The organism is Marinisporobacter balticus (assembly GCF_004345705.1).
GTDB classification, from domain to species: Bacteria; Bacillota; Clostridia; order Peptostreptococcales; family Thermotaleaceae; genus Marinisporobacter; species Marinisporobacter balticus.
Window position 1 is genome coordinate 127,897 of the sequence record NZ_SLWV01000007.1, and the last position, 9,799, is coordinate 137,695.

Annotated in this window: 9 protein-coding genes; 3 read left to right on the plus strand and 6 right to left on the minus strand. The window is 34.1% G+C overall.

What is annotated here, in order from left to right; translation table 11 throughout:
• Positions 1 to 65 precede the first annotated feature (65 nt).
• Together EV214_RS07405 and EV214_RS07410 are read left to right on the plus strand one after the other, a co-directional pair.
• Positions 66 to 1,238, plus strand: coding sequence for a cation:proton antiporter (locus EV214_RS07405; RefSeq protein ID WP_132244287.1), 1,173 nt, complete (start codon positions 66 to 68; stop codon positions 1,236 to 1,238).
• Positions 1,239 to 1,254: 16 nt separating this feature from the next.
• Positions 1,255 to 1,626: a P-II family nitrogen regulator gene (locus EV214_RS07410; RefSeq protein WP_132244289.1), complete on the plus strand. Its 372-nt coding sequence runs from the start codon at positions 1,255 to 1,257 to the stop codon at positions 1,624 to 1,626.
• Between the two features lie 79 nt (positions 1,627 to 1,705).
• Here the strand turns inward: EV214_RS07410 and EV214_RS07415 are convergent, their stop codons facing one another.
• The gene (locus EV214_RS07415) at positions 1,706 to 2,521 is read right to left on the minus strand and encodes a carbon-nitrogen hydrolase family protein (protein ID WP_132244291.1); all 816 of its coding nucleotides are present in this window, start codon (positions 2,519 to 2,521) and stop codon (positions 1,706 to 1,708) included.
• Between the two features lie 169 nt (positions 2,522 to 2,690).
• Between EV214_RS07415 and EV214_RS07420 the strand changes: the two genes are divergently transcribed.
• A complete protein-coding gene (locus EV214_RS07420) occupies positions 2,691 to 3,473 on the plus strand; it encodes a ZIP family metal transporter (protein WP_243116587.1) in 783 nt (260 codons plus the stop codon).
• A gap of 105 nt (positions 3,474 to 3,578) precedes the next feature.
• Here EV214_RS07420 and pdxT read toward each other — a convergent pair whose 3' ends face one another.
• The 5 genes from pdxT to EV214_RS07445 all read right to left on the minus strand — a co-directional run bounded on the left by pdxT (position 3,579) and on the right by EV214_RS07445 (position 9,707).
• Complete coding sequence (gene pdxT / locus EV214_RS07425) at positions 3,579 to 4,145, minus strand: pyridoxal 5'-phosphate synthase glutaminase subunit PdxT (RefSeq protein ID WP_132244313.1); 567 nt, start codon at positions 4,143 to 4,145, stop codon at positions 3,579 to 3,581.
• Between the two features lies 1 nt (position 4,146).
• Positions 4,147 to 5,025 carry a pyridoxal 5'-phosphate synthase lyase subunit PdxS gene (gene pdxS / locus EV214_RS07430; protein WP_132244293.1) on the minus strand — a complete coding sequence of 293 codons (879 nt, stop codon included), beginning with the start codon at positions 5,023 to 5,025 and terminating at the stop codon, positions 4,147 to 4,149.
• A gap of 206 nt (positions 5,026 to 5,231) precedes the next feature.
• Positions 5,232 to 7,583 carry a bifunctional diguanylate cyclase/phosphodiesterase gene (locus EV214_RS07435; RefSeq protein WP_132244295.1) on the minus strand — a complete coding sequence of 784 codons (2,352 nt, stop codon included), beginning with the start codon at positions 7,581 to 7,583 and terminating at the stop codon, positions 5,232 to 5,234.
• An 88-nt stretch (positions 7,584 to 7,671) separates the two neighbouring features.
• Positions 7,672 to 8,295: a hypothetical protein gene (locus tag EV214_RS07440; protein WP_132244297.1), complete on the minus strand. Its 624-nt coding sequence runs from the start codon at positions 8,293 to 8,295 to the stop codon at positions 7,672 to 7,674.
• Between the two features lie 245 nt (positions 8,296 to 8,540).
• The gene (locus tag EV214_RS07445) at positions 8,541 to 9,707 is read right to left on the minus strand and encodes a M20 family metallopeptidase (protein WP_132244315.1); all 1,167 of its coding nucleotides are present in this window, start codon (positions 9,705 to 9,707) and stop codon (positions 8,541 to 8,543) included.
• Between the last annotated feature and the right edge of the window lie 92 nt (positions 9,708 to 9,799).

The following is a 9,799-nucleotide window of genomic DNA, read 5'->3' on the forward strand; positions in this document are numbered from 1 at the left end:
TAGGCGCAAAATTCATATTAATTTAAAACGCTTATAAATCAACTATGAAAACGAGGTGTTTATTGATGAATCCATTTATTGGTTTAGGTATCGCACTCATTGTAGGAATTCTATTTGGTAAGCTTATGAATAACCTAAAGATTCCAGCTGTTGCAGGATATATTATAGCAGGGCTTCTATTAGGCGTATCCGGACTAAATATTGTCACCGGTGCAATGATTGAAAAATTATCATTCCTAAGCGATTTTGCTTTAGGGGTTATTGCCTTTAATATAGGGAGTGAACTACAGGTATCTGTCATTAAAAAATTAGGAAAATCTATATTTGTTATTGCAATTTTTGAAGCATTAGGTGCCTTCATATTAGTTACTTCCATCTCATTTGCATTAACAAAGGATATATCTACCGCTTTAATATTAGGTGCGGTATCTTCTGCTACTGCTCCTGCCGCAACAGTTATGGTTTTAAGGGAATCCAATGCAAGGGGTCCTCTAACGAGTACACTTCTTGGCGTTGTAGCCATAGATGATGCCATATGTCTTATGATTTATGCTATCGCCTCTTCAGTGGCAAAGGTATTTATAAAACATGAAGTCGTTAGCTTTTATAAAATATTAGTTCATCCTCTTATGGAAATTGGTCTATCCATTTTAGTAGGTGCTATACTTGGCATAATACTCACTTATTTCATAAAAATATCGAAAAAAGAAGATGAGCTCCTTCCCTTTATTACAGGAATGATTATCTTACTTGTTGGTGTGGCTGCTAAGTTTCATTTATCTCCACTCCTTTCTTCAATGGCTTTAGGGATCGTTGTAGCAAATGTATCTTCCCATAGCCGAAGAGCTTTTTCAAGTATTGAAAGTTTTTCACCACCGATTATTGCAGTATTTTTTACATTAGCAGGCTCAAGGCTTGATATATCCCTACTACCTCATATTGGTTTAATTGGTATTGCCTATTTACTATTTAGAATTATTGGTAAAATAGCCGGGGCTTCACTCGGTGGAATAATCTCTAATGCACCTCATGTGGTAAAAAAATATATAGGTCTTGGGTTATTGTCACAAGTAGGGGTAGCTGTTGGACTTGCAATTGTTGTAAATCAAGAGTTTCCTGGTACAGAGTTAGGTTCACGCGTTATAACCATTCTTTTAGCAACAACAATTATTACAGAAATAGTAGGCCCTTTAGCTACAAAACATGCTATAATAAAAGCAAATGAAACGCATTTATAAAAGGAGGAGAGTTTTTATGTATGCTCTATTTCTCATATTAAATGAAATAGAAAAATTAGATCAGATCCACAATATATTTTATGATATGGGTGTGGGTGCTACCACCATTGACAGTGTGGGCATGGGAAAAGTATTACTCGAACACAATATAAATGTCCCAATATTTTCAAGCATCCGTAAGCTTGTAGATGGCAATAAACCTTATAACAAAACCATCGTCAGTGTGATCAGATCTGAAGAAAAGCTTAGAAAAGTGGTTGATCTCATTAATGAAGAATTAGATCATATCCACAAACCCGGTGTTGGATTTATGTTTGTACTACCCGTACTAGAATGCTATGGATCAAAACATAATGGATCAGAAATTAATAAAGTCGTAAAAGGCTAATCCATATATGAAAAAGTCTACCTTTAGAAAATTTAAAAAGGTAGACTTTTTTGAATCGATCCTCAGTTTCAATTTTTGATTATCCTTTACGAATTGTATATAAATCTGTTCTTCTATGCTTTAATAAAGGAAGTTCATTTCTCACTTTTTCAATCATTTTAAAATCAATTTCTCCATATATAATGCATTCCTTCTCGTCTGCTTGGCTTATTATCTCTCCCCATGGATTTACAATACTTGAATGTCCATAAGCATGATAAGATGCATCCATATCTCTCGATGGCGAAGCTGCAATAAAATATACCTGATTATCAAGAGCCCGTGCTCTTAGGGTTATATCCCAATGTGCAGGTCCTGTTGTCATATTAAAAGCAGCTGGTACAACAATCACCTTCGCCCCTTCTAGTGCCATAAGCCGCATAAGCTCTGGAAAACGCATATCATAGCATATGGCAACCCCAATTTTACCATATAGGGTATCTACTACAGTCATCTCTTCTCCATATCCCAAACTATCTGATTCTTTAAATCTTATTCCCCCTAATACATCAATGTCAAACAAATGAATTTTTCTATGTCTACCAATCATCTCTCCGTGATGATCAAATATGTATGAAGTGTTATATACCATATCGCCATCCTTCTCAGGAATAGATCCTCCAACAATATAGATCCCTAATTCTTTTGCTAGGCTTGCTAACTTATTGGTTGTTTTACCAGGATAGCTTTCTGCAAAGGGAAGAAAATATTTGTTTTCATAAGGACAATTAAACATCTCAGGAAGTACGACCAAATGGCTCCCATTTAAAGCAGCTTCACGAATCATTCTTTCAGCATTTTCAATATTTTTGTTTTTATCTTGTACCACTTTTATTTGACATATGCCGATCTTCATTTTTTACGCTCCCTTCTATCATTATTTTTTCTTTATTTTAGTATACTACTAAAATAATATTTATTTTATATTTTCTCTATAATTTCTTATAAAATGGGTATCTCTATACTGTGGATTATAAATAAAGGAATTCCTATTTATAATGATCTATTAGAAAGGAGTTATAAATTTGATTGCATTTTTAGAACAATACAATATTATTCTTGTAGGTTTTATTGCAAGTGTTGCCGCCGGATGTGCCACAGGCCTAGGTGCATTGCCTATATTTTTCACAAAAAACATTTCTCATAGAGCACTCGATGCTTTACTTGGCTTTGCGGCTGGTGTCATGCTTGCTGCCACTTCCTTTAGTTTAATCATTCCTGCCATAGAAGCAGGGGGAGGTGGGGTAAAAGGTGCTACCATTACCCTTGTAGGCATCTTGTTCGGAGGAATATTTCTTGATTTAATAGAGAAATATTCTCCGCATGTTCATCTGATGGAAGGAGAAAAAATCCAGCATCAATCTAGTCTTTTAAAAGTATGGCTTTTTATTATTGCTATTACCCTTCACAATTTTCCAGAAGGTCTAGCCGTTGGGGTTGGTTTTGGAAATGGAGATATAGCAAACGGCATAAGCTTGACTATGGGCATCGGTCTTCAAAATATGCCTGAAGGATTGGCTGTTGCATTAGCTCTTATAAGAGAAAAATATCCTACTTCTAAAGCATTTTTCATTGCCCTTTTGACAGGTCTTGTTGAACCAATTGGTGGTTTGTTCGGTGTGGCATTGGTTCAAATTGCAAGACCCATACTTCCCTTAGGGTTATCTTTTGCAGCAGGAGCAATGCTATTTGTTATCAGTCATGAGATTATTCCAGAAACTCACAAACATGGCTATGAAAGAGTGGCTACCTATGGTCTTTTGATTGGATTTGTGATCATGATGTTTTTAGATGTTACATTAGGATAAGTATAATTCATGGAAAAATTCATTTTTATACCACAACAAAAGCATGCCCTATAATATTTGGGGCATGCTCCATTTTTATTCGTTTCCAATTGAATGATCATCTCTTTATGAAATCATATTGATAAAATATTGATGCATTCTTAGATCTTCCGTAAGTTCAGGATGAAAAGATGTTACCAACATATTGTCTTGCTGAGCCGCAACGATTTGATCGTCTATCTCTGCAAGAATGCTAACCCCTTGTCCAACCCTTTCAATATGAGGTGCTCTAATAAATACCATAGGAAATTCCCCTTCGATTCCTTTGATTTTACCATTACAAACAAAGCTACCTAATTGTCTTCCATAAGAATTTCTTACAGCTGTTATATTCATGGTTCCTAAATGAACAATAGGATCATTCTTAATTTTTTCAGCAAGAAGAATCAACCCAGCACAAGTTCCCCAAACTGGAATCCCATTTTTTATCAATTCAATCATTCTATCTTTAAGATCAAATTCTCTCATTAGCTTACCGATTGCGGTACTTTCCCCGCCAGGTAAAATAATGCCATCCAGATTGCCCAGTTGTTCTGCTTTTCTTATGGGTATCGCTTCGTGACCCAATAATTTGATCATCTTTATATGCTCTATAAATGCACCTTGAAGGGCTAAAACACCAATTTTTTTCATCTTAGTATCCCCTGTTAGCCATTCTTTCTTCTTCATCTATCGAATATACATTGATCCCAACCATGGCTTCTCCAAGATTTTCTGATACTTCAGCTAGTATCTTCGTATCATTAAAATTTGTAACCGCTTTAACGATGGCACAAGCTCTTTTTCTTGGATCTCCAGATTTAAATATGCCTGAACCAACGAATACGCCATCACAACCAAGTTGCATCATCATTGCAGCATCAGCAGGAGTAGCAACACCACCAGCTGCAAAGTTTACAACAGGAAGTTTTCCATTTTCATGAACGTATTCAACCAAATGAATAGGTGCTTGTAGTTCTTTCGCAGCATTCATTAATTCTTCTTTAGACAAACCTTGGATTCTTCTTATTTCAGAATTCATCATTCTCATATGTTTAACCGCTTCGATCACATCACCCGTTCCAGGCTCACCCTTCGTCCGAATCATTGAAGCACCTTCTCCAATTCTTCTTAAGGCTTCCCCTAGGTTTTTTGCGCCACAAACAAAAGGAACTTTGAAAGCTTTTTTGTCAATATGTAGCGTTGGATCAGCAGGTGTTAAAACTTCACTTTCATCAATATAGTCAACTTCAAGGGCTTCTAAAATTTGTGCTTCAACGAAATGTCCGATTCTTACTTTCGCCATAACTGGAATAGAAACAGCTTCTTGAATCTCTTTAATCATTTGTGGATCTGAAGCTCTTGCAACACCACCATCTTTTCTAATATCAGCAGGAACTCTTTCAAGAGCCATAACAGCACAAGCACCAGCTTCTTCAGCAATTTTTGCTTCTTTGGCATTTGTTACATCCATAATGACTCCGCCCTTTAGCATTTGTGCAAGGTTTTTGTTTAAATCGTATCTGTTTTCCACGGTGATTCCCCCTTAAATTTTGTTTTGTATCGTTACAATTTATATATTGTATCGGTCTTATGTTATGTATTATCTCATATTTATCCGATTTTTTCAATACTTTTTTATAAAATCATGAATATAGTTAAATCATATGGGTTCAATTTTGTTATTGTATTGATTGTAGCATCACACTACAAAGAAAATAATCATAAAAAAAGAGCCGATCATCGGCTCTTTCTTAACATTTTTTCAAATTCCATACTTGGTACGGGTGGGCTAAATAAATATCCTTGTACATAGTCACACTTTTGATCTTTTAAAAAGTCCCATTGTTCCTTTGTTTCTACCCCTTCTGCAGTAACTTTCATATTCAGACTGTTACCCATAGCTATAATTGTAGCTGCAATGGCTGCATCATTCTGATCTGAAATAATATCTCTCACAAAAGATTGATCAATTTTTAAATTGTCAATGGCAAACTTCTTTAGATAGCTTAGGGAAGAATAGCCTGTTCCAAAATCATCCATCGCTATTTTTATTTTCATATCTTTCAATTTATTTAACACCTCTATGGTATAATTAATATCCTCTACCGCAATGCTTTCAGTAATCTCGAGCTCTAAATATTTAGGATTTAATTCTGTTTCTTCTAAAACTTTTGCCACAAGCTCTACAAAATTAGGTTGTTGGAATTGACGGACAGAAATATTCACAGCCACACAAACCGGTTCATATCCAGCATCTTGCCATTGCTTGTTTTGATGACAAGCTGTACGCAACACCCACTCCCCGATCTTCAGAATACAATCATTTTCTTCAGCTAGTGGAATAAATATTGCTGGAGAAATCATTCCCTCCTGTGGATGCTTCCATCGTAATAAGGCTTCCATCCCCATAATATTTTCCGTATTTATATCTACCTTTGGCTGGTAGTATACCAAAAGTTCTTGGTTTTCTAGTACATTATGCAAATCTTTTTCTAAACTCAATTGCTCCCTTAGCTTTTCATTCATCGAGGGTGTATATAATTGATAATTATTCCCACCTTTTTCTTTCACACGATGCATCGCTATATCTGCATTCTTTAAAAGAGTCCCTTCATCCTTTCCATCATCAGGAAAATATGCAATACCAATACTGGAAGTTATATAAAATTCATTCTTTCCAATTTGCCAAGGTTTGTTTATTTCATCTAATATTTTTTGCGCAATTATGGCAGGCTTTTTTCCTTTTCCAATCTCCGTAAATAGTAGTGTAAATTCACTTCCACCGATCCGTGAAACCAAATCCTCTTCTGCTACACAATTTTTCAATTTTGCTCCTACCTCTTGTAAAAGTTTATCTCCTACATCATGCCCTAGGATATCATTAATATTTTTAAATCGATTCAACCCTAAAACCATAACGGCTACTTTTTCTTTATTTCTTTTGGCATGAGACAGTGCAAAAGTAAGCTGTTTATGGAAAACTCCCCTATTTGGCAAATCTGTTAAAATATCATAATCCGTCATATATTGAATCTTTTCCATCATTATATTAAAACTATTTGCTGCCATCCCAATTTCATCATGCGCATTTATTTCAGCACGAACTGCTAGATCTCCTGTAGCACCTTTTAAAAATACTTCATTTAATCCAATAATGGGTTTTGAAATTTTTCCAGCCAACACAAAGCCTGCAATATTTGTCAAGATAATACCAATGATCCCTAGCCAAAACAATTTTGTACTCACTTTTCGAATCGGTTCTTTTATATATTGCACGGGCACTTTTGTTATTATTTTCCATCCATCTGTATTAGGAATTGCATGAAAATAGTTTGTACTTATAATATGATTTTCTTCGGTTACGATACTTCCTTTGGATTCTTTTAAAATCCGTGATAAATCATCTTTTTTGACCCTATTCGGTGCAATATAATCTTTCATAATCTTATTTTTATCAAGATTCGTAATCATAAGTCCCTCTTTTGTTACAATATAAGAATAGGAACTTTTATGTTCTACTTTTATTCTTTTCATCAAATCATTTAATTCTCTTAGGTTTACATCCGCTCCCATTAATCCTATTACTTTTTCTTTTTCATTTTTAATGGGTACAGCAATCACTACGGTTTCTTTTCTTGTTGATTTTGAAATCACAGGGTTTGATAATGCTTTTTTCCCTTCCATAACCCTATGAAAATATTCTCGATCTTGGATATTAACGCGATCCTTTGATAAAGTACTATGGCTGTTTCCTACTGTATCTGCAATAAAAAAATTATCATAGGTATCTAATTTATGATTAATCTCTTTTTTTAAATAAGGTTCTATTATTTCCCAATCCATTTCCTTTAGCAAGGGACTATTTGCATAAATTTCTATTTCATTCATTCTTTCTTCAACTCTAGCACCAATGATTTTAGCATATAGTTCTGTATTGTTTATCTCATTATTATGCAATAATTGGATTGCAGTATTTATAGATAAATTTTCTGACATGAATATTAAAATAGCAGCAATGACTAAACTTGTCACAAAAAACATGGTCAATATTTTTGTTTTGATACGCTGGTGCAACTTTATATTTTCCATAGTATCTTCTCCTAATTGTAAATACAAACAAATATTAGCACAATTATATAGTATTAGAATATATTTCACAATATGCTTCTCTTTTTTTCTACAAAAAATAACAGCAAATCAAAAACTTACGATTTGCTATTATCATCTTTCCACTTACTAGGAAATTATAGCTTTCTTCGAACGTTTTCTTTTTATCTTTTGCTTTTAGCAGTTTGGAAGTATCTATAGTTTTTTCTTTTTTATTGGGTACTTGCATTTCTTCTATTTCATCCTGCACCTTTTTATCCTTTACTTTTTCTATAGGAGGATGCTTTTCTACTTTTTTTATTACTTGACTTGTCCTATCCCTAATCTTTTCTTCTATAAAGCTTAATTTCCTAAAATTCACATTCAGTCTTCTTAATCCAATGTCTATCACAAAAAGTACTACCGTAATCATCAATAAAATCCTAGACAAATCCTTTGACCCATACACAAGTTCTAGCTCATTTACAAAAACTTCCTCTGGTTTTTGAATCATTTTTCCATTCAAATCTTCATGATTATTTCTTATCTTTATTTGAATTGGTGTCATTTGATCACATTTATAGTATCCGTGAACCCCTGCTTCAACTTCTATTTTAAACTTTTCGTTGGCATAGCTAACCAATGAAAAACCTATCATAAATATGAAAATTATCATGATCCATAAAACCTTTACTGTACTTCTATCCTTTTTCATACGCTTCCCCCTATCGATTAAAATAGTGTCTATTATTCTCTCTAATTTAATGGATTTTTTACATAATATACAATTATTATATATGGATTACATAATATTTATAAACTTAATAAAAAAAATCACATCTATTAGATATCATTCTTATCTTCTTATCAACATGATTTTAAATTCCTCTATCAATGGGATTTAAAAAAAGATGACCCCTGTAGTATACAGCAATCATCTCGTAGCATAATTTTTAATCATTATTTTTCATTTAAAAAATCAACTGCAAACTGTGCATAAAGACCTGCTCCAATTTCCAATCCATCTTCATCTATACTAAACCTTGGATGATGGTGTGGATAATTTGCTCCTTTTTCTTCATTCCTTACACCAACAAATGCAAGAGCACCTGGTACTTTTTCTAAGTACATAGCAAAGTCTTCTCCTCCTGTTACCCTTTCCATATTTACAAGACTTTCTATCCCCAAAAGCTTTTCTACTGATTTTCCAGCAATTTTCGAACAGCCTGCTTCATTAATAGTTGCAGGTGTACCTTGCGTATATTCTAATTCTGCTTCTGCTCTATAGCTTGCTGCTGTATTTTTAGCTATTCTTTCAAGTATTTCTGGGAAATCTTTTCTTATATTATTGTTAAAGCATCTTGTTGTACCTTCTAAAACTGCTTCATCCGGTATGACATTAAATCTTGTTCCTGATTGAATCTTTCCTACACTTACAACAGCTGATTCTAATGGACTGATTTCTCTACTTACAACAGATTGCAAATTCATTATAATAGCTGAAGCTGTAACTACTGCATCTACCCCTTGATGAGGCAAAGAACCGTGTCCACCTTTTCCTTTTATATAAATCTTAAAAAGATCAGCTGATGCCATGCGTGGTCCTTCCTCTACCGATACTAATCCACATGCCAAATCACTCCATAGATGGATACCAAATATACCATCTACACCTTCCACAACACCTTCTTCAATCATTTTTTCTGCACCTTCAGCTGATTCTTCTGCTGGCTGGAAAAATAATTTCACTTTTCCATTTATTTGATTTTTGCTTTCATTTAAGATTTTAGCTGCACAAAGAAGCATCGCACCATGTCCATCATGACCACATGCATGCATGATTCCTTCATTTTGAGATTTGTAAGAAACATCATTTGCTTCGTTTACTTGTAATGCATCAATATCTCCTCTTAATGCAACGGTCTTTCCTGATTTTTTTCCTTCTATCGTTGCAACAACCCCTGTACCTGCTACACTAATATAAGGAATTCCCATCTTATCAAGCTCTTCCTTAATTCTTTTAGAAGTTCTTTCCTCATGCCAACTTGGTTCAGGATACTTATGAAACTCCCTTCTTAAATCTACTACATAGTCTTTATTTTTTTTTGCTAATTCTTTAATGTTCATAATTATATCCATTCCTTTCGCTTCGCTCAAGGCACAAAACGCTATGAAACGTGTTGGCTTCGAGCGTTATTTCTTTTATCCTATAGATATTG

What these genes read in the sequence shown, in the direction of transcription:
- EV214_RS07405 (WP_132244287.1), top strand. Translation starts at nt 66, where the DNA reads ATGAATCCATTTATTGGTTTAGGTATCGCACTCATTGTAGGAATTCTA.
- EV214_RS07435 (WP_132244295.1), bottom strand. Translation starts at nt 7,583, where the DNA reads ATGGAAAATATAAAGTTGCACCAGCGTATCAAAACAAAAATATTGACC.
- EV214_RS07415 (WP_132244291.1), bottom strand. Translation starts at nt 2,521, where the DNA reads ATGAAGATCGGCATATGTCAAATAAAAGTGGTACAAGATAAAAACAAA.
- EV214_RS07410 (WP_132244289.1), top strand. Translation starts at nt 1,255, where the DNA reads ATGTATGCTCTATTTCTCATATTAAATGAAATAGAAAAATTAGATCAG.
- EV214_RS07440 (WP_132244297.1), bottom strand. Translation starts at nt 8,295, where the DNA reads ATGAAAAAGGATAGAAGTACAGTAAAGGTTTTATGGATCATGATAATT.
- pdxT (WP_132244313.1), bottom strand. Translation starts at nt 4,145, where the DNA reads ATGAAAAAAATTGGTGTTTTAGCCCTTCAAGGTGCATTTATAGAGCAT.
- EV214_RS07445 (WP_132244315.1), bottom strand. Translation starts at nt 9,707, where the DNA reads ATGAACATTAAAGAATTAGCAAAAAAAAATAAAGACTATGTAGTAGAT.